This window comes from Algibacter miyuki (assembly GCF_030409805.1).
Lineage (GTDB): Bacteria > Bacteroidota > Bacteroidia > Flavobacteriales > Flavobacteriaceae > Algibacter > Algibacter miyuki.
Window position 1 is genome coordinate 1 of record NZ_JAUFQP010000021.1, and the last position, 25,608, is coordinate 25,608.

The window sequence follows — 25,608 nt, forward strand, 5'->3', positions numbered from 1 at the left end:
AACAAATTATGCTTTACGTGCTGATATGACGCGTGAAGAATTTATAAAAGAAGTGCTTGATGGTATTGCTCCACCACCACAATATTTTGCAAAAAATGCCATGATGAATAAATCGGGCTACGATAATTTTGAAACTATTCTAAAAAAAGGAGATACACCACTTTCTCCAGAAGCTTTTGAAGCGATGGCTAATAGTGAAGATGCTTTAGTTTTAGACGTTAGGCATCAAGACGATTTTGTAAAAGGCCATATTCCTAATTCTATTTCTATTGGTATTCAAGGTGGGTTTGCGCCATGGGTTGGAGCTTTAATAACCGATTTAAAACAACCTATTTTACTTGTAGTTCCTGAAGGAAAGGCACAGGAAACTGTTACTAGACTATCTCGTGTAGGTTACGATAATACTTTAGGCTACTTAGAAGGTGGCATAGAAAGCTGGAAAACCGCAGGAAAAGACATTGAAACCATTGATTCTATATCTGTAGATGAATTCTCTAAACGTTTTAATACTGAAAACATAGAAGTTTTAGACGTTAGAAAAGATGGAGAATATAACTCGGAGCATTTAAAAGGCGACAACGTTAAACATTTTGCCTTAGACTATATTAACGATAATATGAACAGTATCGATAAAAACCAAACTTATTACGTGCATTGTGCTGGTGGTTATCGCTCGGTAATAGCGGCTTCTATTTTAAAAGCAAGAGGTTTTGATAACTTAATTGATATTGCTGGTGGATTTGGAGCTATTAAAAATTCCGATTTACCAACCACAGATTTCGTATGTCCATCAACACTATAAATAATAGTCTTTTATTTTTTAGACATGGAAAAGAATATAGGTTCTATCGATAAAGCCATTAGAATACTTACTGGAATTACGGTTGCTTTACTGTATTATTTTAATATTATTTCAGGGACTTTAGCTTTTGTTTTAATGGTCGTTGCCATTATTTTACTGGTAACGAGTTTGATTAATTCCTGTCCAATTTATAGTCTTCTTAAAATAAACTCCACTAAAAAAGAAAAATAGAGAATTACATTAATAGCAAAAAAAGACCTTTCAAATAAAATTTTGAAAGGTCTTTTTAATTTTGCTTATATATATTTTACACGAGCTCGGCACTTAAACCAGCTTCTAACAGCATAGAACAGCGTGGTTTTAAATCGTCTAGCAAACCGGTTTTTACGGTACATTTCCCTTTGTAATGCACTAACATAGCACATTGTTCTGCTTGCTCTGGCGTGTGCTCGCAAGCATAAATTAATGTCTCGATAACATGGTCGAAGGTGTTTACATCATCGTTATGCAAAACAATCTCGTTTGAGTTAAAACCTCCTCTTCTAATAATAATTCTTCAGATGTTTGTTCTCTTGTACTCATAATAATCCTTTGTTTTTTCAAATATTTTTTCGTTAGAAAAAGCATTTACATTAGCCATTAATTATTCTACTAATTTAGAAATTTTAACGATACCCAATTGTTTCTTTCTAACTTTTCTTCAAATTTTAACAAATGTTTTTCGCATTCCGCTGTAATTAACGGAATATCCTCAGCGTAAAATCCGCTTAAAAACAACATCCCATTTTCATTTAAGCAAGATGCATAAACCCCCATATCTTGCAGTAAGATATTACGGTTAATATTAGCTATAATAACATCGTAACTTTTGCCTTTTAAAACAGAAGCATCACCTTCTATTACTGTAATATGTTTCGCATTATTACGCTCTACATTTTCCAAACTATTAAGGTAACACCAGTTATCATAATCTACCGCGTCTAAAGGTTTTGCGCCTTTCATTTCAGCTAAAATCGCCAAAACACCAGTACCACAACCCATATCTAAAACCGATTTATCTTTTAAATCTGTTTTTAATACATGTTGAATCATCATGTGCGTGGTTTCGTGATGCCCCGTACCAAAACTCATTTTTGGCTCTATAATAATATCGTAAGTTGTATCTGGTTTCTCATGAAATGGTGCACGTACAGAACAGGCATCATCAACAATGATAGGATTGAAATTCTTTTCCCATTCCTCGTTCCAGTTGGTTTGTTCTATTCGTTGAATTCGTAGGTAATTTCGAATTCATCAGAGTTCAATATTTGAATATCGTCTAAAATATCGGCATTCCATTCTTCTTTTTGAATGTATGCTGTGGCACCATCTTCGTTTTCTACAAAGCTTTCGAAACCGGCGTAACCCAATTCGGCTATTAAGATTTCGACTGCGGGTTGTAATGGTTTTACTTTAAATGATACCCGATATAAATAATGTTGACATGACGTGTTTTATTAGAGTGCAAATTAAGTTATTAGAGTGTATTAATTTAATGTTATTAACGGAGTTAGTTAAAAAATATTTATTAAAAATTAGTTTGAAGTGGTTACTTTATTACGGTTCTAGTCCTGCCAACATTAGTAGATATCACGCACAATTCCGTAAACCAGATTTGTTTTTCCTTTTCAAGAAAACAAAAAACACCTTACCAATTGAATGATAAGGTGTTTTTAATATGGTACTGGGTTGGCCCGCGTTAGGGATTGAGGCTTTGTTGGAGCTCTTTTTGTGTGGTTGCACTTATGCAACACAAAAAAGCGACTGCCAAAATATTTATATTCATGAGTTCTTTAATTGAAAAATAAGACGGCACGAATAAAGCCCGACCCTTTTCGGGGAACGCCCAAATTATTTTTTAAAAGGCATTTACAATTGCGAAAAAATCTTCAGCATTTAAAGCTGCTCCACCAATTAAACCGCCATCGACGTCTGGTTTAGAGAAAATTTCTTCAGCATTTGCTGCTTAACACTACCTCCGTAAAGGATTGAAACCTCATCGGCTACATCATTTCCGTATTTATCGGCTAGTGTTTTTCTAATAAACGCATGCATATCTTGTGCTTGCTCTGGGCTCGCTGTTTCGCCTGTACCAATAGCCCAAACAGGCTCGTAAGCTAAAACGATGTTCTGAAATGCCGCTGCATCTAAATGAAACAAAGCGTTTTTAATTTGGTTACCTACAATGGTTTCTTCGTTACCCGATTTTCTGTCGGCTAATTCTTCTCCAACAAAAGATAACGCGCATTCCTTTTGCTAAGGCTGCATCTACTTTTTTTGCTAATAACTCGTCGGTTTCATTAAAATATTCACGACGTTCGCTATGCCCTAATATTACGGTATTGATACCGATACTTTTTAACATGCTTGCGCTAATTTCGCCAGTATAGGCGCCATTTTCGGCAAAGTGCATGTTTTGTGCAACGACTTCAATATTTGACATTTTTAAAGTTTGATATGCCTGAAATAAATTGGTGTATGTTGGTGCCACCATTACTTCGGCATTAGAGGTTGTTCTTTGGTTTTTAAGGCGGTTAATAAAGATTCAGTTTGTGCTAAATCGTTATTCATTTTCCAGTTTCCTGCTACAATATTTTTTCTCATGGCTGAAATTAACCTTACCAATACAAGCAAGGTGTCTTTTTATTAGTTAATAATTGTTGTTTTCTACTGCTAAAATAGTTAATTTTTTAATGCTTCTATCAACTTATCGTCATCAGCTTCGATAACATTAAATACAACGATTTCGCCAGCTTTATTTATTACCATATATCTTGGAATCCAACTGATGTTTAAAAAATCGGCAAAATCGCAATCTTTTGCATTTGGCATAAAGTAATGATCGCCTTCCACTTGGTATTTCACAATACCGCGTTGCCACGCCCCTTGTTCTCTATCTAAAGATAAAAATACATAAGCTACATCTGGATTATTAGCTTGTAATGCTTTAACTTTTGGCATACCTTTAATGCAATCGCTGCACCAAGACGCCCAAACATCTATAACGATAGTTTTGCCTTTATGCTTATCTAATATGCTTTGAAAGGTTACTTCTGTACCGTTTTGAGCGATGAAGGTATCGTTTAAAGCTTCGGTTGAAAATTGCTTTGGCTCATTTACAGCTTAAAAAACTAATTAATAAAATGAAAATATACTTTAACTTGTTCATATAAAAAGGGTTTGAAAATGTTTACGCTTTCGCGGAAATAAAAATTTATTTTAATTTCACTTTTGGGTCTAACCAAACATAGATTAAGTCGACAAAAATGTTGATAATTACAAATAACACGGCAATAACTAAAACGGCGCCCATTATGACGGGTAAATCGAGTGTATTAAGCGCATTAACGATTTCTTTACCGAGGCCGTTCCATCCGAAAATATATTCTACAAAAACCGCGCCCGCTAGCATAGATGCAAACCAACCTGATATAGCGGTTACTACTGGGTTTAATGCATTTTTAACAGCATGTTTTTTTATGATTTGAAATTCGCTAAGTCCTTTAGCACGTGCTGTACGAATGTAATCTTGATTAAATACTTCCAACAATGAATTCCGCATTAACTGAATAACGACGGCCAAGGGACGAATACCTAAAACAACGGCTGGTAATATTAAATTTTTCCATTTAATATGCATGGCTTCGCCGAAATCGTCCAGTTCGTACAAACTGCCCGTCATTTCTAAATTAGTGTATTCGTGTAAAAAAACCGAAAAACCAGGCAAAAAGAATAGCGCTAAAAAAGGACGGCACACTCATACCTAAAGTACTAAAAATCTGTATGGTTTTATCAATCCATTGATCTTTATATAATGCGGAAACAATGCCTAAAATAATACCCAAAATCATGGCGATTACAATAGCCGACACGGCTAAAACAAAAGTATTAGGTAAAGTTTCGGCTAGTACCTGACTTACTTTTTTGCCTTGTTTTGTAAAGGATTCTCGTAAATACGGGAATTTTAAAACGATTGTCGTATTTCCGATAGTAAATAAATTTGCTGCTGAATATTTTCCATCACGTAAAAAGGTGTAATCTTCCTTTTGATTGCAATGAAAGGAAATAGGCGACAAATCATTCAAGTAATAGAAATACTGTGTACTTACAGGTTTATCGAAACCGTATTTTTGTTTGACAATTGCGAGTTGTTCGCTGTCTTCATTTTGACCCAACATCATTTGAGCCGGATCGCCAGGAAGCACATTGAATAAAAAGAAAATAACGGTAACCACCCCAAATAATGTGAGGAAAGCGTAAGTTATTTTGTTTATTAAGTAGCTCAATATGGGTTATTAGTTTTATTTTTTTAATGTCACTTTTACCATACTCGTGTAATCGCTATGGTTTGCGGCGTTTATAGAATCTAATTCAGTAGTTGATGTTTTTAAAACATTTACAGACTCAATAGTTTCGGTATTTAGACTATCAACTTCAGACTTTGTTGCTGTTACGTTATCTATTTGATATAAAATATGTTCAACTTTTACAGCTTCTGCCTGTCTTTCAACCTTTGGTAGTTTTAAATCTTTAAGATCGTTCCAATGTACTTTTTGCGTAATTGTACCTTTTTCTAAAGCAATAATTCCTGGATTAGAACGCACAATAGTTTTCAGTGCTTTTTCATCACATAAATAAAATTCAAAATCGATGTTATAATCTTCTTTTAAAGCCTGCTTCTCCGTATTTCCTGATGCCGTAAGTCCGATAATTTTATAGCCATTTTTACGAGCTTCGTCTTGTAAGGCCTTTAATTTTAAACCACCTGCACGCTCCATACTCTCTAAATTGTATGAAACTACGATAATTAAATGCTCATCATTTAAAAAAGTTTCTGTTAAATCTTCATCGTCCGATTCAATAGAAAAATCATAAATTGGAGGTTCATAACCTGCTGAAACTTCTTTGGTATCTACACTTATAAATTCGCCTTCTACGGTTGGGTAAGCGCCGTTAGTGGTTATTATTTTTTCTTCGCCACCTACTTTAAATTTCCATGAATATTCTACTACAGGTTTTGCAGCATCTTCGGGTACACTCATGCCTTCTTGAATATTTGCGCCAATTTTATAAGCTCTAAAATCTTTAGCTGGTAGGTGCATTAATACATGATAGCCAAACCATAAACTAAAAATAAAACTAAGTAAAGCCAAAATAGTTGTTGTTAATTTCCCGAAAAGAGGTTTAACATGTTTTGCTCCAACAAAGAGAATAAGAATAAAAAATAGTAGTACAATATCTTTAGTAAAACTTTCCCATGGCGTTAATTTTAGGGCATCGCCAAAGCAACCACAATCTTTTACTTTATCAAAATACGCAGAATAAAAAGTTAAGAAAGTAAAAAATACAATCATTAATAATAAACTCCAAATCGTGAATTTTGGTTTATACCCAATAAGTAAGAACACGCCTAAAACCACTTCGAATACCACAACTAAAACCGATATCATTAAAGCGTAAGGCTCTAAAAAGGGTAGGTTTAAAACGTCAGGACTAAAATATTCGGCTAATTTGTATGAAAATCCCAACGGATCGTTCAGTTTAATTAATCCTGAAATAATGAATAATACACCAACAAATATCCGACTTATACTTACTAAAATTTTCATGCTTTTTTTATTTTAATTAAATGCTAAAACCGTCTGTTTCAACTTTAATCTTATTTTATTTATTTTTGATTTAAGCCTCTTGAGTCAGGTGAATCATTGCGAAAATGGCATAATTAATCATGTCCTGATAATTAGCATCAATGCCCTCGCTAACTATGGTTTTACCCTTATTATCTTCAATTTGCTTAACACGTAGTAATTTCTGCAAAATTAAATCGGTTAAACTACTTACTCGCATATCTCGCCAAGCCTCACCATAATCGTGATTTTTGTTTTCCATTAAGGTTTTGGTAGTCGCAATTTGCTTTTCGTAAAGTTCGGTAGCGGCTACAGTAGATAAATCGGGTTGTTCTACCACACCTTTCTCCAACTGAATAAGTGCCATAACCGAATAATTTATAATACCAATAAACTCGCTAATTTCTCCTTCGTCTACTTTTCTAACATCATTTTCTTGCAATCCTCGAATACGTTGTGCTTTAATAAAAATTTGATCGGTAAGCGATGGCAAACGCAGTATTCGCCATGCACTTCCGTAATCACTCATTTTTTTAATGAACAAACTTTTACAGGTATTTATAACGGCATCGTATTGTTTTGAGGTATCTTGCATGTATCGTTTAATTTTCTGTAAATTTCGCTTAAATTGTTTAAAGTTCAAAAGTTTTTAGAAGGAAGTTTGACGATACAATTTTAAAGTTTTACGTTTGATATTTAATAGGTAATATACTTGGATTTTTAACATTATGACGATCAATTGCAAAGGAAACCTCATTGATTTATCATCACCTAAAGTGATGGGTATTTTGAATATTACTCCAGATTCTTTTTATGATGGCGGACAACATAAAAACGAAAAACAAATGCTTCAACATACCGAAAACATGTTGACTGATGGCGCTACATTTATAGATATTGGCGCTTATAGTTCGCGACCAAATGCCGACCATGTTAGCGAAACCGACGAACTTAACCGTATTTTACCCATTGTAAAACTTATTTTAAAAGAATTTCCAAACACTTTAATTTCTATCGATACGTTTAGAAGCGCTATTGCAAAACATTGTATTGAAGCTGGCGCAGCTTTAATTAATGATATTTCGGCTGGAAAATTGGATACTGAAATGCTAAAAACAGTTGCCGATTTACAGGTCCCTTATATTATGATGCATATGCGTGGCGAACCGCAAACCATGCAAAACCATACCGATTACGATAATTTAGTAAAAGAGATGCTCTTTTATTTTTCCGAACGTTTGGCGGCTACAAAACAATTAGGCATTACCGATGTTATTATAGATCCGGTTTTGGATTTGCAAAAACTCTAGAGCAAAATTTTGAATTACTGAACAAACTAGAATTATTTAAAATGATTGAACACCCAATGCTCGTTGGAATTTCTAGAAAATCGATGATATACAAAACGTTAAACACCACTGCCCAACACGCACTTAACGGCACCTCGGTTTTAAATACCGTTGCCCTCCAAAAAGGTGCTTCTATTTTACGCGTACATGATGTAAAAGAAGCTGTTGAATGTGTGAAATTAGTTGAATTGCTTCGTGCTTAGTTTTAATAAATTATGAAAAATATAGTCCCCCTTCTTATTCTATTATTTTTGTTTTCATGTGGAAATGAAAAAGTGTTGCAATTGCCAGAAATCAATCATTCCGAAATTTCGGAAATCAACGATGTTTCGGTGGCTTATCTTTTTTACGATGAAACCCAACCAGATAGTTTAGAATTGAATAGAAAAAACATTATTAACACCACAAATTGGTTGATTAATGTGGATAAACGCCTTAAGCTAAAACAAGTTATTCCGAAAATTTCATTTCTTCAAAAGAAAAAAGTAAGCGCTGGCCATCAAAAGGAAGGCGTTAAAAATTATTTCACTTGTCATGATACAAGTACGAAAAGCCCAGGATTTATTGAATTTACCGATATTACCTATCATCAAAACTCAGTTTCAGAATACTTAGAAACGGCTTCAACTTCAGAAAAAATAAAGCACGCCATACAAGTGAATATTAACGAAAGCCAAGAAATTACCATTATAAACTCCGTTTTAAATTCGCCCACTATAAATACATCCAAAAATAATTTAATTACCGATTTAAACCGTGTGGACATTAAAAACGGACAAATTTATTTAAGCTTTCACGAGAATTTACTCTTTCAAGAATACATTACTTACAAAATGCTATTCGATAAAGTAGGTTTTGACAAAACAACGATATCACAAGAAGAATTTATTTTTAATTAACTCTAATTTACTAAATTTACAAAAAACACACTACCCTTGGAAATTTTTAATGACCTTTTAAACTTTAAAATCGTTGATATTATAGATGTTATTTTAGTCGCAGTACTACTTTACTACGTTTATAAACTAACAAAAGGCACGGTTGCCATCAATATTTTTATTGGCATTATTATAATATATTTTGTTTGGAAACTTACCGAATTCTTAGAAATGGAATTGCTTACCGGCATTTTCGGAGGCTTTATGCAAGTAGGAATTATCGCGCTTATTGTCGTTTTTCAACCTGAAATTAGAAAGTTTTTATTGATGGTAGGATCTACTAATTTTAATGGGAGACGTAAATTTTTACAACAATTTAAATTCTTAAAAACCGAAACTAGCGATGGCACTGATGTGGACGTTATTGTATCGGCATGTAATAAAATGGCGATGACTAAAACGGGCGCTTTAATAGTTTTTGAACGGAATAATAATTTAGATTTTATTGCCGACTCTGGAGATGAAATGAATATTAAAGTTACTCAACCTATTATTGAAAGTATTTTTTTTAAAAATAGTCCGCTGCATGATGGAGCCATCATTATAAATGATAATATTGTTAAGGCCACTCGTGTAATTCTTCCTGTTAATAACGAAAAAAACATACCAAAACGCTTTGGTTTACGCCACCGCGCTGCTATTGGTGTTACTGAAAAAACAGATGCCTTAGCCTTAGCGGTAAGTGAAGAAACAGGACATATTTCTTATTTTAAAGATGGTGAATTTGTAGTTTTCGAAAACAACGCCGAATTAATAGCGCTTATTAAAAAAGATTTAGCGTAATTCCTGTTCTATATTTTTCAAATTACAAGGCAACCTAACAAAACTCTAAGCAACATCTTGCTTTAAAAACTGCACTTCGTATAAGTTTCTATAATAGCCATTTTCTTTTTGAAGTAGCTCATTATGCGTGCCTTGTTCTACAATTTCGCCAGCATCCATAACAATAATTTTATCGGCCTTTTTAATGGTTGCCAAACGATGTGCGATAACAATTGAGGTTCTACCCTTTGTGATTTTATCGGTAGCATTTTGAATAAGTTGCTCCGAATAAGAATCGACTGACGACGTGGCTTCATCTAAAACCAAAATACTTGGGTTTGTAACATAAGCACGTAAAAATGAAATAAGTTGACGTTGACCAGATGAAAGCATCACACCACGTTCCTTCACATTGTAATGATAGCCGTTTGGAAGACTCATAATAAAATCGTGAATACCAATAGCTTTTGCAGATTCTATAACTTCGGCTTCTGTTATTTCTGGATTATTAAGTGTAATATTATTAAGAATAGTATCGGCAAACAAAAAAACATCTTGTAAAACTACCGCTATTTGACTTCTTAAAGATTGTAAAGTAACATCCTTTATATTGACATCATCAACAGCAATAATACCTTCTTTAATTTCGTAAAAACGATTCAATAAATTAATAATGGTCGATTTCCCTGCTCCAGTTGCACCAACGATAGCAACGGTTTCTCCCGCTTTTACATCAAAAGAAATACCTTTTAGTACGGCTTCATCTTCAACATAATTAAAAAACACGGTATCAAACTTAATATTGCCTTTAAAATTTTCTGCTATATGTGTGCCATGGTCGTCTATTTGTGATGTGGTATCTAACACTTTAAATACACGGTTTGCTGCGACCATACCCATTTGTAAAGTATTGAATTTATCTGCAATTTGACGCAAGGGTCTAAACAACATCGGGATAAACATGATGAAAGCAATTAAATCGCCTTGTGAAACATCGGTACCTTTTAAAACCACGTGTAAACCACCATACCAAGCCACTAGTCCTGTAGCGATAGATGCTGACAAATCGGGCAATGGAAAGAAAATGGAGTTATACCAAACGGTTTTTAACCACCCCTTTTTATGGCGTTCGTTAATGGCTTTAAATTTTCTTAACTCGGTATCTTCTCGAGTAAAAAGTTGTAAAATCTTCATTCCTGTTAAGCGTTCTTGCACAAAGGAATTTAAATTAGACACCTCGGTACGCACTTCTTCAAAAGCCTTTTTCATTACTTTTTGAAAAATTCGAGTGGCGTATATTAACAAAGGAAGCATAATAAAAAACCATGAGGCTTAATTTCGCATTAATATATACCATTACGGCAAAAACAACAATCATGGTAAGTAAATCTTTAACAATCATGAATAATCCTTGTCCGAAAATATCTGCAATTCGTTCCATATCAGTCACCGCTCGAGTAATGAGGACACCTACGGAAGAACTATCGTAATACTTCATTTTAAAACTCAGTAAATGATTGAATAGTTTAGTACGCACATCTTTTACTAAATTTTGCCCCAACCAAGCTGCATAATAAATAAAGCCAAGTTGAAACACGGTTTGAAGTATGAGTACTACAAACATAATAATCACGTAAAACAGGAAATCGTCAACCTTATTAACAGCAATACTATTATCAATGGCATATTTAGTTAAATAAGGCGTTGCCGCACTAAAGGCCGCCAACAACACCACCATAACTAGTAAGCTTATAAAAACGAAATTATACGGTTTTATATATGTAAACAACCTTTTAAAAAGGGTGATATCAAAAATATTTTCTTTCGGTTTGCTCATTTATATTATTATATCTTGAGGATATTCTACGTTTATTAAATATAAGCCATGTGCAGGAACTGAAAAGCCAGCTTCGCTCCTATTTTTAGACTTAATAATATGATGTAATTGGTCTACGGGAATTTTCCCTAAACCAATATTTATTATGGTGCCAACAATGGCGCGGACCATGTTTCGCAAAAAACGGTCGGCCTTAATGGTGAACTGAAGTTCGTTTTCAACAAGCTGCCAATCGGCTTTCATTATAGTACATAAAAAAGTTTTTACTTCTGTTTTACTTTTTGAAAAACATTGAAAATCGTTGTATTCAAATAGAATTTTAGCAGCTGCTTTCATTTTATCCACATCCAAACTATGTTTTACGTAATAAGCGCTCTCGTTATTAAAAACATCTTTTTGTAACGAAACTCGATACAAATAAGTACGGCTTATGGCATGAAAACGCGCATGTACATCATCTTTCACTTGAAAAATAGCTTGCACGGCGACATCTTTTGGTAAAAACGAATTGAGCTTAAACACAAAATTCGGATCATTTAAAGTAGCCTCAAAATCAAAATGAGCAAACATTTGTTTAGCATGCACACCAGTATCTGTACGACCTGCCCCCATTATTGAAATAGGTGTTCTGAGCAAAGTAGACAATGCTTTTTCTAAAACTTCTTGAACAGAAATAGCATCGGGCTGAATTTGCCACCCGTGATAGGCACTACCATTATAAGAGAGTTCTATAAAATATCGCAATTTGTTTTAATACTTTTGTTGAAACAACAAATATAGCTAGTTTTGCCGTGCTTGCGAAAGCCCTAATCTTAATTATATATTAAAAGATTTTAATGACCAAAATATTACTCCTTTCAGACACCCATAGTTATATAGACGATGCCATTTTAAAACATGTAAAACAAGCCGATGAAGTATGGCATGCTGGTGATATTGGCGACTTAAAAGTAACCGACGCCATAAAAAAACTAAAACCTTTACGAGGGTATATGGCAATATGATGATGCTAAAGCCGAGGTGAATTTCCTGAACACAATCGTTTTATGTGCGAAGATGTGGATGTTTGGATTACCCATATTGGTGGTTATCCTCCAAAATATAATATTAGAGTCGTTGAAGAAATCAAGAAAAACCCACCACGTATTTTTATTTCAGGACATTCTCATATACTTAAAGTTATGCCCGATAAGAAGCTAAATCTTATTCATATGAATCCTGGTGCTGTAGGAAAACATGGCTTTCATAAGGTTCGAACCATGCTGCGCTTCACTATTGAAGAAAAAAGATAGATAATTTAGAAGTTATTGAATTTCCAGACAGACACCCGAAAGTTTAATTCCAAAATAAAAAAACTCCGAAAGTTTTCACTTCGGAGTTTTACGCACTAATAGTACTAAGATGTTAGGTTTATCGTAATCGATCAACAGATTTTACAAGTTCTTCATCCTTCTTGATGGCCTTATTGGCAAATGTGCCAGCCAATAAGGCCATCAAGAAGGATGAAGAACTTGTAAAATCTGTTGATCGATTACGATAAACCTAACATCTTAGTACTATTAGTGCGTAAAACTCCGAAGTGAAAACTTTCGGAGTTTTTTTATTTTTGGAATTAAACTTTCGGGTGTCTGTCTGGAAATTCAATAACTTCTAAATTATCTATCTTTTTCCTTCAATAGTGAAGCGCAGCATGGTTCGAACCTTATGAAAGCCATGTTTTCCTACAGCACCAGGATTCATATGAATAAGATTTAGCTTCTTATCGGGCATAACTTTAAGTATATGAGAATGTCCTGAAATAAAAATACGTGGTGGGTTTTTCTTGATTTCTTCAACGACTCTAATATTATATTTTGGAGGATAACCACCAATATGGGTAATCCAAACATCCACATCTTCGCACATAAAACGATTGTGTTCAGGAAATTCACCTCGGGCTTTAGCATCATCAATATTGCCATATACCCCTCGTAAAGGTTTTAGTTTTTTTATGGCGTCGGTTACTTTTAAGTCGCCAATATCACCAGCATGCCATACTTCATCGGCTTGTTTTACATGTTTTAAAATGGCATCGTCTATATAACTATGGGTGTCTGAAAGGAGTAATATTTTGGTCATTAAAATCTTTTAATATATAATTAAGATTAGGGCTTTCGCAAGCACGGCAAAACTAGCTATATTTGTTGTTTCAACAAAAGTATTAAAACAAATTGCGATATTTTATAGAACTCTCTTATAATGGTAGTGCCTATCACGGGTGGCAAATTCAGCCCGATGCTATTTCTGTTCAAGAAGTTTTAGAAAAAGCATTGTCTACTTTGCTCAGAACACCTATTTCAATAATGGGGGCAGGTCGTACAGATACTGGTGTGCATGCTAAACAAATGTTTGCTCATTTTGATTTTGAGGCTACTTTAAATGATCCGAATTTTGTGTTTAAGCTCAATTCGTTTTTACCAAAAGATGTCGCCGTGCAAGCTATTTTTCAAGTGAAAGATGATGTACATGCGCGTTTTCATGCCATAAGCCGTACTTATTTGTATCGAGTTTCGTTACAAAAAGATGTTTTTAATAACGAGAGCGCTTATTACGTAAAACATAGTTTGGATGTGGATAAAATGAAAGCAGCTGCTAAAATTCTATTTGAATACAACGATTTTCAATGTTTTTCAAAAAGTAAAACAGAAGTAAAAACTTTTTTATGTACTATAATGAAAGCCGATTGGCAGCTTGTTGAAAACGAACTTCAGTTCACCATTAAGGCCGACCGTTTTTTGCGAAACATGGTCCGCGCCATTGTTGGCACCATAATAAATATTGGTTTAGGGAAAATTCCCGTAGACCAATTACATCATATTATTAAGTCTAAAAATAGGAGCGAAGCTGGCTTTTCAGTTCCTGCACATGGCTTATATTTAATAAACGTAGAATATCCTCAAGATATAATAATATAAATGAGCAAACCGAAAGAAAATATTTTTGATATCACCCTTTTAAAAGGTTGTTTACATATATAAAACCGTATAATTTCGTTTTTATAAGCTTACTAGTTATGGTGGTGTTGTTGGCGGCCTTTAGTGCGGCAACGCCTTATTTAACTAAATATGCCATTGATAATAGTATTGCTGTTAATAAGGTTGACGATTTCCTGTTTTACGTGATTATTATGTTTGTAGTACTCATACTTCAAACCGTGTTTCAACTTGGCTTTATTTATTATGCAGCTTGGTTGGGGCAAAATTTAGTAAAAGATGTGCGTACTAAACTATTCAATCATTTACTGAGTTTTAAAATGAAGTATTACGATAGTTCTTCCGTAGGTGTCCTCATTACTCGAGCGGTGACTGATATGGAACGAATTGCAGATATTTTCGGACAAGGATTATTCATGATTGTTAAAGATTTACTTACCATGATTGTTGTTTTTGCCGTAATGGTATATATTAATGCGAAATTAAGCCTCATGGTTTTTATTATGCTTCCTTTGTTAATATACGCCACTCGAATTTTTCAAAAAGTAATGAAAAAGGCTTTTGAAGAAGTGCGTACCGAGGTGTCTAATTTAAATTCCTTTGTGCAAGAACGCTTAACAGGAATGAAGATTTTACAACTTTTTACTCGAGAAGATACCGAGTTAAGAAAATTTAAAGCCATTAACGAACGCCATAAAAAGGGGTGGTTAAAAACCGTTTGGTATAACTCCATTTTCTTTCCATTGCCCGATTTGTCAGCATCTATCGCTACAGGACTAGTGGCTTGGTATGGTGGTTTACACGTGGTTTTAAAAGGTACCGATGTTTCACAAGGCGATTTAATTGCTTTCATCATGTTTATCCCGATGTTGTTTAGACCCTTGCGTCAAATTGCAGATAAATTCAATACTTTACAAATGGGTATGGTCGCAGCAAACCGTGTATTTAAAGTGTTAGATACCACATCACAAATAGACGACCATGGCACACATATAGCAGAAAATTTTAAAGGCAATATTAAGTTTGATACCGTGTTTTTTAATTATGTTGAAGATGAAGCCGTACTAAAAGGTATTTCTTTTGATGTAAAAGCGGGAGAAACCGTTGCTATCGTTGGTGCAACTGGAGCAGGGAAATCGACCATTATTAATTTATTGAATCGTTTTTACGAAATTAAAGAAGGTATTATTGCTGTTGATGATGTCAATATAAAGGATGTTACTTTACAATCTTTAAGAAGTCAAATAGCGGTAGTTTTACAAGATGTTTTTTTGTTTGCCGATACTATTCTTAATAATATTACACTTAATAATCCAGAAATAACAGAAGCCGAAGTTATAGAATCTGCAAAAGCTATTGGTATTCACGATTTTATTATGAGTCTTCCAAACGGCTATCATTACAATGTGAAGGAACGTGGTGTGATGCTTTCATCTGGTCAACGTCAACTTATTTCATTTTTACGTGCTTATGTTACAAACCCAAGTATTTTGGTTTTAGATGAAGCCACGTCGTCAGTCGATTCTTATTCGGAGCAACTTATTCAAATGCTACCGATAAAATCACAAAGGGTAGAACCTCAATTGTTATCGCACATCGTTTGGCAACCATTAAAAAGGCCGATAAAATTATTGTTATGGATGCTGGCGAAATTGTAGAACAAGGCACGCATAATGAGCTACTTCAAAAAGAAAATGGCTATTATAGAAACTTATACGAAGTGCAGTTTTTAAAGCAAGATGTTGCTTAGAGTTTTGTTAGGTTGCCTTGTAATTTGAAAAATATAGAACAGGAATTACGCTAAATCTTTTTAATAAGCGCTATTAATTCGGCGTTGTTTTCGAAAACTACAAATTCACCATCTTTAAAATAAGAAATATGTCCTGTTTCTTCACTTACCGCTAAGGCTAAGGCATCTGTTTTTTCAGTAACACCAATAGCAGCGCGGTGGCGTAAACCAAAGCGTTTTGGTATGTTTTTTTCGTTATTAACAGGAAGAATTACACGAGTGGCCTTAACAATATTATCATTTATAATGATGGCTCCATCATGCAGCGGACTATTTTAAAAAAAATACTTTCAATAATAGGTTGAGTAACTTTAATATTCATTTCATCTCCAGAGTCGGCAATAAAATCTAAATTATTATTCCGTTCAAAAACTATTAAAGCGCCCGTTTTAGTCATCGCCATTTTATTACATGCCGATACAATAACGTCCACATCAGTGCCATCGCTAGTTTCGGTTTTTAAGAATTTAAATTGTTGTAAAAATTTACGTCTCCCATTAAAATTAGTAGATCCTACCATCAATAAAAACTTTCTAATTTCAGGTTGAAAAACGACAATAAGCGCGATAATTCCTACTTGCATAAAGCCTCCGAAAATGCCGGTAAGCAATTCCATTTCTAAGAATTCGGTAAGTTTCCAAACAAAATATATTATAATAATGCCAATAAAAATATTGATGGCAACCGTGCCTTTTGTTAGTTTATAAACGTAGTAAAGTAGTACTGCGACTAAAATAACATCTATAATATCAACGATTTTAAAGTTTAAAAGGTCATTAAAAATTTCCAAGGGTAGTGTGTTTTTGTAAATTTAGTAAATTAGAGTTAATTAAAAATAAATTCTTCTTGTGATATCGTTGTTTTGTCAAAACCTACTTTATCGAATAGCATTTTGTAAGTAATGTATTCTTGAAAGAGTAAATTCTCGTGAAAGCTTAAATAAATTTGTCCGTTTTTAATGTCCACACGGTTTAAATCGGTAATTAAATTATTTTTGGATGTATTTATAGTGGGCGAATTTAAAACGGAGTTTATAATGGTAATTTCTTGGCTTTCGTTAATATTCACTTGTATGGCGTGCTTTATTTTTTCTGAAGTTGAAGCCGTTTCTAAGTATTCTGAAACTGAGTTTTGATGATAGGTAATATCGGTAAATTCAATAAATCCTGGGCTTTTCGTACTTGTATCATGACAAGTGAAATAATTTTTAACGCCTTCCTTTTGATGGCCAGCGCTTACTTTTTTCTTTTGAAGAAATGAAATTTTCGGAATAACTTGTTTTAGCTTAAGGCGTTTATCCACATTAATCAACCAATTTGTGGTGTTAATAATGTTTTTTCTATTCAATTCTAAACTATCTGGTTGGGTTTCATCGTAAAAAAGATAAGCCACCGAAACATCGTTGATTTCCGAAATTTCGGAATGATTGATTTCTGGCAATTGCAACACTTTTTCATTTCCACATGAAAACAAAAATAATAGAATAAGAAGGGGGACTATATTTTTCATAATTTATTAAAACTAAGCACGAAGCAATTCAACTAATTTCACACATTCAACAGCTTCTTTTACATCATGTACGCGTAAAATAGAAGCACCTTTTTGGAGGGCAACGGTATTTAAAACCGAGGTGCCGTTAAGTGCGTGTTGGGCAGTGGTGTTTAACGTTTTGTATATCATCGATTTTCTAGAAATTCCAACGAGCATTGGGTGTTCAATCATTTTAAATAATTCTAGTTTGTTCAGTAATTCAAAATTTTGCTCTAGAGTTTTTGCAAATCCAAAACCGGGATCTATAATAACATCGGTAATGCCTAATTGTTTTGTAGCCGCCAAACGTTCGGAAAAATAAAAGAGCATCTCTTTTACTAAATTATCGTAATCGGTATGGTTTTGCATGGTTTGCGGTTCGCCACGCATATGCATCATAATATAAGGGACCTGTAAATCGGCAACTGTTTTTAGCATTTCAGTATCCAATTTTCCAGCCGAAATATCATTAATTAAAGCTGCGCCAGCTTCAATACAATGTTTTGCAATAGCGCTTCTAAACGTATCGATAGAAATTAAAGTGTTTGGAAATTCTTTTAAAATAAGTTTTACAATGGGTAAAATACGGTTAAGTTCGTCGGTTTCGCTAACATGGTCGGCATTTGGTCGCGAACTATAAGCGCCAATATCTATAAATGTAGCGCCATCAGTCAACATGTTTTCGGTATGTTGAAGCATTTGTTTTTCGTTTTTATGTTGTCCGCCATCATAAAAAGAATCTGGAGTAATATTCAAAATACCCATCACTTTAGGTGATGATAAATCAATGAGGTTTCCTTTGCAATTGATCGTCATAATGTTAAAAATCCAAGTATATTACCTATTAAATATCAAACGTAAAACTTTAAAATTGTATCGTCAAACTTCCTTCTAAAAACTTTTGAACTTTAAACAATTTAAGCGAAATTTACAGAAAATTAAACGATACATGCAAGATACCTCAAAACAATACGATGCCGTTATAAATACCTGTAAAAGTTTGTTCATTAAAAAAATGAGTGATTACGGAAGTGCATGGCGAATACTGCGTTTGCCATCGCTTACCGATCAAATTTTTATTAAAGCACAACGTATTCGAGGATTGCAAGAAAATGATGTTAGAAAAGTAGACGAAGGAGAAATTAGCGAGTTTATTGGTATTATAAATTATTCGGTTATGGCACTTATTCAGTTGGAGAAAGGTGTGGTAGAACAACCCGATTTATCTACTGTAGCCGCTACCGAACTTTACGAAAAGCAAATTGCGACTACCAAAACCTTAATGGAAAACAAAAATCACGATTATGGTGAGGCTTGGCGAGATATGCGAGTAAGTAGTTTAACCGATTTAATTTTGCAGAAATTACTACGTGTTAAGCAAATTGAAGATAATAAGGGTAAAACCATAGTTAGCGAGGGCATTGATGCTAATTATCAGGACATGATTAATTATGCCATTTTCGCAATGATTCACCTGACTCAAGAGGCTTAAATCAAAAATAAATAAAATAAGATTAAAGTTGAAACAGACGGTTTTAGCATTTAATTAAAATAAAAAAAGCATGAAAATTTTAGTAAGTATAAGTCGGATATTTGTTGGTGTATTATTCATTATTTCAGGATTAATTAAACTGAACGATCCGTTGGGATTTTCATACAAATTAGCCGAATATTTTAGTCCTGACGTTTTAAACCTACCCTTTTTAGAGCCTTACGCTTTAATGATATCGGTTTTAGTTGTGGTATTCGAAGTGGTTTTAGGCGTGTTCTTACTTATTGGGTATAAACCAAAATTCACGATTTGGAGTTTATTATTAATGATTGTATTTTTACTTTCTTAACTTTTTATTCTGCGTATTTTGATAAAGTAAAAGATTGTGGTTGCTTTGGCGATGCCCTAAAATTAACGCCATGGGAAAGTTTTACTAAAGATATTGTACTACTATTTTTTATTCTTATTCTCTTTGTTGGAGCAAAACATGTTAAACCTCTTTTCGGGAAATTAACAACAACTATTTTGGCTTTACTTAGTTTTATTTTTAGTTTATGGTTTGGCTATCATGTATTAATGCACCTACCAGCTAAAGATTTTAGAGCTTATAAAATTGGCGCAAATATTCAAGAAGGCATGAGTGTACCCGAAGATGCTGCAAAACCTGTAGTAGAATATTCATGGAAATTTAAAGTAGGTGGCGAAGAAAAAATAATAACCACTAACGGCGCTTACCCAACCGTAGAAGGCGAATTTATAAGTGTAGATACCAAAGAAGTTTCAGCAGGTTATGAACCTCCAATTTATGATTTTTCTATTGAATCGGACGATGAAGATTTAACAGAAACTTTTTTAAATGATGAGCATTTAATTATCGTAGTTTCATACAATTTAGAGAGTATGGAGCGTGCAGGTGGTTTAAAATTAAAGGCCTTACAAGACGAAGCTCGTAAAAATGGCTATAAAATTATCGGACTTACGGCATCAGGAAATACGGAGAAGCAGGCTTTAAAAGAAGATTATAACATCGATTTTGAATTTTATTTATGTGATGAAAAAGCACTGAAAACTATTGTGCGTTCTAATCCAGGAATTATTGCTTTAGAAAAAGGTACAATTACGCAAAAAGTACATTGGAACGATCTTAAAGATTTAAAACTACCAAAGGTTGAAAGACAGGCAGAAGCTGTAAAAGTTGAACATATTTTATATCAAATAGATAACGTAACAGCAACAAAGTCTGAAGTTGATAGTCTAAATACCGAAACTATTGAGTCTGTAAATGTTTTAAAAACATCAACTACTGAATTAGATTCTATAAACGCCGCAAACCATAGCGATTACACGAGTATGGTAAAAGTGACATTAAAAAATAAAACTAATAACCCATATTGAGCTACTTAATAAACAAAATAACTTACGCTTTCCTCACATTATTTGGGGTGGTTACCGTTATTTTCTTTTTATTCAATGTGCTTCCTGGCGATCCGGCTCAAATGATGTTGGGTCAAAATGAAGACAGCGAACAACTCGCAATTGTCAAACAAAAATACGGTTTCGATAAACCTGTAAGTACACAGTATTTCTATTACTTGAATGATTTGTCGCCTATTTCCTTTCATTGCAATCAAAAGGAAGATTACACCTTTTTACGTGATGGAAAATATTCAGCAGCAAATTTATTTACTATCGGAAATACGACAATCGTTTTAAAATTCCCGTATTTACGAGAATCCTTTACAAAACAAGGCAAAAAAGTAAGTCAGGTACTAGCCGAAACTTTACCTAATACTTTTGTTTTAGCCGTGTCGGCTATTGTAATCGCCATGATTTTGGGTATTATTTTAGGCATTGTTTCCGCATTATATAAAGATCAATGGATTGATAAAACCATACAGATTTTTAGTACTTTAGGTATGAGTGTGCCGTCCTTTTTTAGCGCTATTCTTTTTGCCTGGTTTTTCGGTTTTTTATTACACGAATACACTAATTTAGAAATGACGGGCAGTTTGTACGAACTGGACGATTTCGGCGAAGCCATGCATATTAAATGGAAAAATTTAATATTACCAGCCGTTGTTTTAGGTATTCGTCCCTTGGCCGTCGTTATTCAGTTAATGCGGAATTCATTGTTGGAAGTATTTAATCAAGATTACATTCGTACAGCACGTGCTAAAGGACTTAGCGAATTTCAAATCATAAAAAAACATGCTGTTAAAAATGCATTAAACCCAGTAGTAACCGCTATATCAGGTTGGTTTGCATCTATGCTAGCGGGCGCGGTTTTTGTAGAATATATTTTCGGATGGAACGGCCTCGGTAAAGAAATCGTTAATGCGCTTAATACACTCGATTTACCCGTCATAATGGGCGCCGTTTTAGTTATTGCCGTGTTATTTGTAATTATCAACATTTTTGTCGACTTAATCTATGTTTGGTTAGACCCAAAAGTGAAATTAAAATAAATTTTTATTTCCGCGAAAGCGTAAACATTTTCAAACCCTTTTTATATGAACAAGTTAAAGTATATTTTCATTTTATTAATTAGTTTTTTAAGCTGTAAAGATGAGCCAAAGCAATTTTCAACCGAAGCTTTAAACGATACCTTCATCGCTCAAAACGGTACAGAAGTAACCTTTCAAAGCATATTAGATAAGCATAAAGGCAAAACTATCGTTATAGATGTTTGGGCGTCTTGGTGCAGCGATTGCATTAAAGGTATGCCAAAAGTTAAAGCATTACAAGCTAATAATCCAGATGTAGCTTATGTATTTTTATCTTTAGATAGAGAACAAGGGGCGTGGCAACGCGGTATTGTGAAATACCAAGTGGAAGGCGATCATTACTTTATGCCAAATGCAAAAGATTGCGATTTTGCCGATTTTTTAAACATCAGTTGGATTCCAAGATATATGGTAATAAATAAAGCTGGCGAAATCGTTGTATTTAATGTTATCGAAGCTGATGACGATAAGTTGATAGAAGCATTAAAAAATTAACTATTTTAGCAGTAGAAAACAACAATTATTAACTAATAAAAAGACACCTTGCTTGTATTGGTAAGGTTAATTTCAGCCATGAGAAAAAATATTGTAGCAGGAAACTGGAAAATGAATAACGATTTAGCACAAACTGAATCTTTATTAACCGCCTTAAAAAACCAAAGAACAACCTCTAATGCCGAAGTAATGGTGGCACCAACATACACCAATTTATTTCAGGCATATCAAACTTTAAAAATGTCAAATATTGAAGTCGTTGCACAAAACATGCACTTTGCCGAAAATGGCGCCTATACTGGCGAAATTAGCGCAAGCATGTTAAAAAGTATCGGTATCAATACCGTAATATTAGGGCATAGCGAACGTCGTGAATATTTTAATGAAACCGACGAGTTATTAGCAAAAAAAGTAGATGCAGCCTTAGCAAAAGGAATGCGCGTTATCTTTTGTTTTGGAGAAGAATTAGCCGACAGAAAATCGGGTAACGAAGAAACCATTGTAGGTAACCAAATTAAAAACGCTTTGTTTCATTTAGATGCAGCGGCATTTCAGAACATCGTTTTAGCTTACGAGCCTGTTTGGGCTATTGGTACAGGCGAAACAGCGAGCCCAGAGCAAGCACAAGATATGCATGCGTTTATTAGAAAAACACTAGCCGATAAATACGGAAATGATGTAGCCGATGAGGTTTCAATCCTTTACGGAGGTAGTGTTAAGCCAGCAAATGCTGAAGAAATTTTCTCTAAACCAGACGTCGATGGCGGTTTAATTGGTGGAGCAGCTTTAAATGCTGAAGATTTTTCGCAATTGTAAATGCCTTTTAAAAAATAATTTGGGCGTTCCCCGAAAAGGGTCGGGCTTTATTCGTGCCGTCTTATTTTTCAATTAAAGAACTCATGAATATAAATATTTTGGCAGTCGCTTTTTTGTGTTGCATAAGTGCAACCACACAAAAAGAGCTCCAACAAAGCCTCAATCCCTAACGCGGGCCAACCCAGTACCATATTAAAAACACCTTATCATTCAATTGTAAGGTGTTTTTTGTTTTCTTGAAAAGGAAAAACAAATCTGGTTTACGGAATTGTGCGTGATATCTACTAATGTTGGCAGGACTAGAACCGTAATAAAGTAACCACTTCAAACTAATTTTTAATAAAATTTTATAACGAACTCCGTTAATAACACTTAAATTTGCACTCTAATAAAACACGTCATGTCAAACATTATTTATATCGGGTATCAATTTAAAGTAAAACCATTACAACCCGCAGTCGAAATCTTAATAGCCGAATTGGGTTACGCCGGTTTCGAAAGCTTTGTAGAAAACGAAGATGGTGCCACAGCATACATTCAAAAAGAAGAATGGAATGCCGATATTTTAGACGATATTCAAATATTGAACTCTGATGAATTCGAAATTACCTACGAATTCAACGAAATAGAACAAACCAACTGGAACGAGGAATGGGAAAAGAATTTCAATCCTATCATTGTTGATGATGCCTGTTCTGTACGTGCACCATTTCATGAGAAACCAGATACAACTTACGATATTATTATAGAGCCAAAAATGAGTTTTGGTACGGGGCATCACGAAACCACGCACATGATGATTCAACATGTATTAAAAACAGATTTAAAAGATAAATCGGTTTTAGATATGGGTTGTGGTACTGGTGTTTTGGCGATTTTAGCTGAAATGAAAGGCGCAAAACCTTTAGACGCGGTAGATTATGATAACTGGTGTTACCTTAATAGTTTGGAAAATGTAGAGCGTAATAATGCGAAACATATTACAGTAATAGAAGGTGATGCTTCTGTTTTAAAAGGCAAAAGTTACGATGTTATTATAGCTAATATTAACCGTAATATCTTACTGCAAGATATGGGGGTTTATGCATCTTGCTTAAATGAAAATGGGATGTTGTTTTTAAGCGGATTTTACGCTGAGGATATTCCGTTAATTACAGCGGAATGCGAAAAAACATTTGTTAAAATTTGAAGAAAAGTTAGAAAGAAACAATTGGGTATCGTTAAAATTTCTAAATTAGTAGAATAATTAATGGCTAATGTAAATGCTTTTTCTAACGAAAAAATATTTGAAAAAACAAAGGATTATTATGAGTACAAGAGAACAAACATCTGAAGAATTATTATTAGAAGAGGAGGTTTTAACTCAAAACGAGATTGTTTTGCATAACGATGATGTAAACACCTTCGACCATGTTATCGAGACATTAATTTATGCTTGCGAGCACACGCCAGAGCAAGCAGAACAATGTGCTATGTTAGTGCATTACAAAGGGAAATGTACCGTAAAAACCGGTTTGCTAGACGATTTAAAACCACGCTGTTCTATGCTGTTAGAAGCTGGTTTAAGTGCCGAGCTCGTGTAAAATATATATAAGCAAAAATTAAAAAGACCTTTCAAAATTTTATTTGAAAGGTCTTTTTTTTGCTATTAATGTAATTCTCTATTTTTCTTTTTTAGTGGAGTTTATTTTAAGAAGACTATAAATTGGACAGGAATTAATCAAACTCGTTACCAGTAAAATAATGGCAACGACCATTAAAACAAAAGCTAAAGTCCCTGAAATAATATTAAAATAATACAGTAAAGCAACCGTAATTCCAGTAAGTATTCTAATGGCTTTATCGATAGAACCTATATTCTTTTCCATGTCTAAAAAATAAAAGACTATTATTTATAGTGTTGATGGACATACGAAATCTGTGGTTGGTAAATCGGAATTTTTAATAGCTCCAAATCCACCAGCAATATCAATTAAGTTATCAAAACCTCTTGCTTTTAAAATAGAAGCCGCTATTACCGAGCGATAACCACCAGCACAATGCACGTAATAAGTTTGGTTTTTATCGATACTGTTCATATTATCGTTAATATAGTCTAAGGCAAAATGTTTAACGTTGTCGCCTTTTAAATGCTCCGAGTTATATTCTCCATCTTTTCTAACGTCTAAAACTTCTATGTTTTCAGTATTAAAACGTTTAGAGAATTCATCTACAGATATAGAATCAATGGTTTCAATGTCTTTTCCTGCGGTTTTCCAGCTTTCTATGCCACCTTCTAAGTAGCCTAAAGTATTATCGTAACCTACACGAGATAGTCTAGTAACAGTTTCCTGTGCCTTTCCTTCAGGAACTACAAGTAAAATAGGTTGTTTTAAATCGGTTATTAAAGCTCCAACCCATGGCGCAAACCCACCTTGAATACCAATAGAAATAGAATTAGGAATATGGCCTTTTACAAAATCGTCTTGATGCCTAACGTCTAAAACTAAAGCATCTTCACTATTAGCCATCGCTTCAAAAGCTTCTGGAGAAAGTGGTGTATCTCCTTTTTTTAGAATAGTTTCAAAATTATCGTAGCCCGATTTATTCATCATGGCATTTTTTGCAAAATATTGTGGTGGTGGAGCAATACCATCAAGCACTTCTTTTATAAATT

Annotated in this window: 22 protein-coding genes and 12 pseudogenes; 17 read left to right on the forward strand and 17 right to left on the reverse strand. The window is 33.9% G+C overall.

Annotated features, from left to right (window positions below; genetic code table 11):
- Together QWY92_RS20015 and QWY92_RS20020 are read left to right on the forward strand one after the other, a co-directional pair.
- On the forward strand, positions 1–802 hold an 802-nt coding region (locus tag QWY92_RS20015), incomplete at its 5' end, for a rhodanese-like domain-containing protein (protein WP_290268255.1).
- Positions 803–826: 24 nt separating this feature from the next.
- Positions 827–1,033: a YgaP family membrane protein gene (locus QWY92_RS20020; protein WP_290268282.1), complete on the forward strand. Its 207-nt coding sequence runs from the start codon at positions 827–829 to the stop codon at positions 1,031–1,033.
- A 76-nt stretch (positions 1,034–1,109) separates the two neighbouring features.
- On the opposite strand, the pseudogene QWY92_RS20025 reads toward QWY92_RS20020, so the two are convergent.
- The 8 genes and pseudogenes from QWY92_RS20025 to QWY92_RS20055 all read right to left on the reverse strand — a co-directional run bounded on the left by QWY92_RS20025 (position 1,110) and on the right by QWY92_RS20055 (position 7,063).
- Positions 1,110–1,384: pseudogene (locus tag QWY92_RS20025) on the reverse strand (ATP-dependent Clp protease adaptor ClpS).
- Between the two features lie 69 nt (positions 1,385–1,453).
- A pseudogene (prmA, locus tag QWY92_RS20030) lies at positions 1,454–2,279 on the reverse strand (50S ribosomal protein L11 methyltransferase).
- A 420-nt stretch (positions 2,280–2,699) separates the two neighbouring features.
- A pseudogene (gene tpiA / locus QWY92_RS20035) lies at positions 2,700–3,335 on the reverse strand (triose-phosphate isomerase).
- Positions 3,335–3,445 (reverse strand): triose-phosphate isomerase, encoded by a 111-nt coding sequence (locus QWY92_RS20710; RefSeq protein WP_419761802.1) that lies wholly within the window; start codon positions 3,443–3,445, stop codon positions 3,335–3,337. The pseudogene tpiA (QWY92_RS20035) and the gene QWY92_RS20710 overlap by 1 nt, the downstream one beginning before the upstream one ends.
- Positions 3,446–3,523: 78 nt before the next feature.
- Entirely contained in the window at positions 3,524–3,913 is a 390-nt protein-coding gene (locus tag QWY92_RS20040) for a TlpA family protein disulfide reductase (protein ID WP_336622122.1), read from the reverse strand.
- Between the two features lie 142 nt (positions 3,914–4,055).
- A pseudogene (locus tag QWY92_RS20045) lies at positions 4,056–5,130 on the reverse strand (ABC transporter permease).
- Positions 5,131–5,142: 12 nt separating this feature from the next.
- The gene (locus QWY92_RS20050) at positions 5,143–6,450 is read right to left on the reverse strand and encodes a BT_3928 family protein (RefSeq protein ID WP_290268266.1); all 1,308 of its coding nucleotides are present in this window, start codon (positions 6,448–6,450) and stop codon (positions 5,143–5,145) included.
- Between the two features lie 70 nt (positions 6,451–6,520).
- Positions 6,521–7,063, reverse strand: coding sequence for a DUF1599 domain-containing protein (locus tag QWY92_RS20055; RefSeq protein WP_290268267.1), 543 nt, complete (start codon positions 7,061–7,063; stop codon positions 6,521–6,523).
- A 133-nt stretch (positions 7,064–7,196) separates the two neighbouring features.
- Here QWY92_RS20055 and folP (QWY92_RS20060) point away from each other — a divergent pair.
- From folP (QWY92_RS20060) to QWY92_RS20070, 3 genes and pseudogenes are all read left to right on the forward strand, one after another.
- Positions 7,197–8,020, forward strand: a pseudogene (folP, locus tag QWY92_RS20060) (dihydropteroate synthase).
- Positions 8,021–8,032: 12 nt separating this feature from the next.
- Complete coding sequence (locus QWY92_RS20065; RefSeq protein WP_290268271.1) at positions 8,033–8,716, forward strand: hypothetical protein; 684 nt, start codon at positions 8,033–8,035, stop codon at positions 8,714–8,716.
- 36 nt (positions 8,717–8,752) lie between these two features.
- On the forward strand, positions 8,753–9,538 hold the full coding sequence (locus QWY92_RS20070; protein ID WP_290268274.1) for a diadenylate cyclase: 786 nt from the start codon (positions 8,753–8,755) through the stop codon (positions 9,536–9,538).
- 45 nt (positions 9,539–9,583) lie between these two features.
- Here QWY92_RS20070 and QWY92_RS20075 read toward each other — a convergent pair.
- Together QWY92_RS20075 and truA (QWY92_RS20080) are read right to left on the reverse strand one after the other, a co-directional pair.
- Positions 9,584–11,354 (reverse strand): annotated as a pseudogene (locus QWY92_RS20075) (ABC transporter ATP-binding protein).
- Complete coding sequence (gene truA / locus QWY92_RS20080) at positions 11,355–12,098, reverse strand: tRNA pseudouridine(38-40) synthase TruA (protein WP_290268278.1); 744 nt, start codon at positions 12,096–12,098, stop codon at positions 11,355–11,357.
- Between the two features lie 92 nt (positions 12,099–12,190).
- On the opposite strand from truA (QWY92_RS20080), the pseudogene QWY92_RS20085 reads away from it, so the two are divergent.
- Positions 12,191–12,646: pseudogene (locus QWY92_RS20085) on the forward strand (metallophosphoesterase family protein).
- Positions 12,647–12,764: 118 nt separating this feature from the next.
- On the opposite strand, the gene QWY92_RS20715 reads toward QWY92_RS20085, so the two are convergent.
- Complete coding sequence (locus QWY92_RS20715; RefSeq protein WP_419761803.1) at positions 12,765–12,848, reverse strand: DUF4293 family protein; 84 nt, start codon at positions 12,846–12,848, stop codon at positions 12,765–12,767.
- Here QWY92_RS20715 and QWY92_RS20090 point away from each other — a divergent pair.
- Entirely contained in the window at positions 12,811–12,894 is an 84-nt protein-coding gene (locus QWY92_RS20090; RefSeq protein WP_419761804.1) for a DUF4293 family protein, read from the forward strand. The two genes, QWY92_RS20715 and QWY92_RS20090, sit on opposite strands and share 38 nt — an antisense overlap.
- Before the next feature lie 72 nt (positions 12,895–12,966).
- Here the strand turns inward: QWY92_RS20090 and QWY92_RS20095 are convergent.
- Positions 12,967–13,472, reverse strand: a pseudogene (locus tag QWY92_RS20095) (metallophosphoesterase family protein).
- A gap of 92 nt (positions 13,473–13,564) precedes the next feature.
- Here QWY92_RS20095 and truA (QWY92_RS20100) point away from each other — a divergent pair.
- Positions 13,565–14,308, forward strand: coding sequence for a tRNA pseudouridine(38-40) synthase TruA (gene truA, locus QWY92_RS20100; protein ID WP_290268278.1), 744 nt, complete (start codon positions 13,565–13,567; stop codon positions 14,306–14,308).
- Positions 14,309–16,076: pseudogene (locus QWY92_RS20105) on the forward strand (ABC transporter ATP-binding protein).
- 50 nt (positions 16,077–16,126) lie between these two features.
- On the opposite strand, the pseudogene QWY92_RS20110 reads toward QWY92_RS20105, so the two are convergent.
- The 3 genes and pseudogenes from QWY92_RS20110 to folP (QWY92_RS20120) form a co-directional block, all read right to left on the reverse strand.
- Positions 16,127–16,905: pseudogene (locus QWY92_RS20110) on the reverse strand (diadenylate cyclase).
- Positions 16,906–16,940: 35 nt separating this feature from the next.
- Positions 16,941–17,624 (reverse strand): hypothetical protein, encoded by a 684-nt coding sequence (locus QWY92_RS20115; RefSeq protein ID WP_290268271.1) that lies wholly within the window; start codon positions 17,622–17,624, stop codon positions 16,941–16,943.
- 12 nt (positions 17,625–17,636) lie between these two features.
- Positions 17,637–18,461, reverse strand: coding sequence for a dihydropteroate synthase (gene folP / locus QWY92_RS20120; protein ID WP_290268269.1), 825 nt, complete (start codon positions 18,459–18,461; stop codon positions 17,637–17,639).
- 133 nt (positions 18,462–18,594) lie between these two features.
- On the opposite strand from folP (QWY92_RS20120), the gene QWY92_RS20125 reads away from it, so the two are divergent.
- The 8 genes and pseudogenes from QWY92_RS20125 to QWY92_RS20155 all read left to right on the forward strand — a co-directional run bounded on the left by QWY92_RS20125 (position 18,595) and on the right by QWY92_RS20155 (position 24,535).
- Positions 18,595–19,137 carry a DUF1599 domain-containing protein gene (locus tag QWY92_RS20125; protein WP_290268267.1) on the forward strand — a complete coding sequence of 181 codons (543 nt, stop codon included), beginning with the start codon at positions 18,595–18,597 and terminating at the stop codon, positions 19,135–19,137.
- A 70-nt stretch (positions 19,138–19,207) separates the two neighbouring features.
- The gene (locus QWY92_RS20495; protein ID WP_336622120.1) at positions 19,208–19,486 is read left to right on the forward strand and encodes a MauE/DoxX family redox-associated membrane protein; all 279 of its coding nucleotides are present in this window, start codon (positions 19,208–19,210) and stop codon (positions 19,484–19,486) included.
- Entirely contained in the window at positions 19,447–20,532 is a 1,086-nt protein-coding gene (locus QWY92_RS20130; RefSeq protein WP_336622121.1) for a BT_3928 family protein, read from the forward strand. Before QWY92_RS20495 ends, QWY92_RS20130 begins: the two co-directional genes overlap by 40 nt.
- Positions 20,526–21,602, forward strand: a complete 1,077-nt coding sequence (locus QWY92_RS20135) for an ABC transporter permease (protein ID WP_290268284.1) — start codon at positions 20,526–20,528, stop codon at positions 21,600–21,602. Before QWY92_RS20130 ends, QWY92_RS20135 begins: the two co-directional genes overlap by 7 nt.
- A gap of 45 nt (positions 21,603–21,647) precedes the next feature.
- Positions 21,648–22,136 carry a TlpA family protein disulfide reductase gene (locus QWY92_RS20140; protein ID WP_290268264.1) on the forward strand — a complete coding sequence of 163 codons (489 nt, stop codon included), beginning with the start codon at positions 21,648–21,650 and terminating at the stop codon, positions 22,134–22,136.
- Positions 22,137–22,214: 78 nt separating this feature from the next.
- Positions 22,215–22,963, forward strand: a pseudogene (tpiA, locus tag QWY92_RS20145) (triose-phosphate isomerase).
- Positions 22,964–23,352: 389 nt separating this feature from the next.
- A pseudogene (gene prmA, locus QWY92_RS20150) lies at positions 23,353–24,190 on the forward strand (50S ribosomal protein L11 methyltransferase).
- A 69-nt stretch (positions 24,191–24,259) separates the two neighbouring features.
- The gene (locus QWY92_RS20155) at positions 24,260–24,535 is read left to right on the forward strand and encodes an ATP-dependent Clp protease adaptor ClpS (protein ID WP_290268259.1); all 276 of its coding nucleotides are present in this window, start codon (positions 24,260–24,262) and stop codon (positions 24,533–24,535) included.
- Between the two features lie 78 nt (positions 24,536–24,613).
- Here QWY92_RS20155 and QWY92_RS20160 read toward each other — a convergent pair whose 3' ends face one another.
- Together QWY92_RS20160 and QWY92_RS20165 are read right to left on the reverse strand one after the other, a co-directional pair.
- The gene (locus QWY92_RS20160; RefSeq protein WP_290268282.1) at positions 24,614–24,820 is read right to left on the reverse strand and encodes a YgaP family membrane protein; all 207 of its coding nucleotides are present in this window, start codon (positions 24,818–24,820) and stop codon (positions 24,614–24,616) included.
- 24 nt (positions 24,821–24,844) lie between these two features.
- The coding region (locus QWY92_RS20165; RefSeq protein WP_290274961.1) for a rhodanese-like domain-containing protein at positions 24,845–25,608 on the reverse strand (764 nt) is incomplete at its 5' end.

Excerpts from the sequence above, each read along its gene's own strand:
- QWY92_RS20495 (WP_336622120.1), top strand. The coding sequence starts at position 19,208 with ATGAAAATTTTAGTAAGTATAAGTCGGATATTTGTTGGTGTATTATTC.
- QWY92_RS20125 (WP_290268267.1), top strand. The coding sequence starts at position 18,595 with ATGCAAGATACCTCAAAACAATACGATGCCGTTATAAATACCTGTAAA.
- QWY92_RS20710 (WP_419761802.1), bottom strand. The coding sequence starts at position 3,445 with ATGAGAAAAAATATTGTAGCAGGAAACTGGAAAATGAATAACGATTTA.
- QWY92_RS20715 (WP_419761803.1), bottom strand. The coding sequence starts at position 12,848 with ATGGCCTTATTGGCTGGCACATTTGCCAATAAGGCCATCAAGAAGGAT.
- QWY92_RS20140 (WP_290268264.1), top strand. The coding sequence starts at position 21,648 with ATGAACAAGTTAAAGTATATTTTCATTTTATTAATTAGTTTTTTAAGC.
- QWY92_RS20115 (WP_290268271.1), bottom strand. The coding sequence starts at position 17,624 with ATGAAAAATATAGTCCCCCTTCTTATTCTATTATTTTTGTTTTCATGT.
- QWY92_RS20160 (WP_290268282.1), bottom strand. The coding sequence starts at position 24,820 with ATGGAAAAGAATATAGGTTCTATCGATAAAGCCATTAGAATACTTACT.
- QWY92_RS20090 (WP_419761804.1), top strand. The coding sequence starts at position 12,811 with ATGGCCTTATTGGCAAATGTGCCAGCCAATAAGGCCATCAAGAAGGAT.
- QWY92_RS20020 (WP_290268282.1), top strand. The coding sequence starts at position 827 with ATGGAAAAGAATATAGGTTCTATCGATAAAGCCATTAGAATACTTACT.
- QWY92_RS20155 (WP_290268259.1), top strand. The coding sequence starts at position 24,260 with ATGAGTACAAGAGAACAAACATCTGAAGAATTATTATTAGAAGAGGAG.
- QWY92_RS20055 (WP_290268267.1), bottom strand. The coding sequence starts at position 7,063 with ATGCAAGATACCTCAAAACAATACGATGCCGTTATAAATACCTGTAAA.
- QWY92_RS20065 (WP_290268271.1), top strand. The coding sequence starts at position 8,033 with ATGAAAAATATAGTCCCCCTTCTTATTCTATTATTTTTGTTTTCATGT.
- folP (WP_290268269.1), bottom strand. The coding sequence starts at position 18,461 with ATGACGATCAATTGCAAAGGAAACCTCATTGATTTATCATCACCTAAA.
- QWY92_RS20050 (WP_290268266.1), bottom strand. The coding sequence starts at position 6,450 with ATGAAAATTTTAGTAAGTATAAGTCGGATATTTGTTGGTGTATTATTC.